Below are 546 nucleotides of genomic sequence, written 5' to 3'. Positions count from 1 at the left end.
CCGGATGTCGGCAATGTCCGGTCGCACTATGACCGGTCGAACGAATTCTTCAAGCTGTGGCTCGACCCGTCGATGACCTACAGCTGCGCGTATTGGGAAGATGGCGCCACGACGCTGGAAGAGGCCCAGCACGCCAAACGTGACCTGGCGCTGGGCAAGTTGGGGCTGGAGCCCGGGATGACACTGCTCGACGTCGGCTGCGGGTGGGGCGGAGCGCTGGTCCGCGCGGTCGAGAAATACGACGTCAACGTCATCGGGTTGACGCTCAGCGAGAACCAGCTGGCCCACTGCCGGCAAAAGTTCGACGAGATGGACTCGCCGCGGAGCAAAGAGGTGCGGCTGCACGGCTGGGAAGAGTTCGACGAACCGGTCGATCGCATCGTGTCGCTGGGGGCGTTTGAGCATTTCGCCGACGGGATCGGCACCTACGAGCGCTACGCCGACTTTTTCAAGATGTGCTACAACGTGCTGCCCGACGACGGGAAGATGCTGCTGCACACCATCGTGGTGCCGTCGGCCGAGGAGGGCGAAAAGCTCGGCCTGAAA

The 546-nt window shown here is 63.2% G+C and carries 1 protein-coding gene; it reads left to right on the top strand.

Annotated features, from left to right (window positions below):
* A partial coding sequence (locus A5707_RS11890) for a class I SAM-dependent methyltransferase (protein ID WP_156657836.1) occupies nucleotides 1-546 on the top strand: 546 nt, incomplete at both ends.

Origin of the sequence: Mycobacterium kyorinense (assembly GCF_001672775.1) — a bacterium.
Classification (GTDB): Bacteria; Actinomycetota; Actinomycetes; order Mycobacteriales; family Mycobacteriaceae; genus Mycobacterium; species Mycobacterium kyorinense_A.
This window is presented reverse-complemented; position numbering and strand designations above follow the sequence as displayed.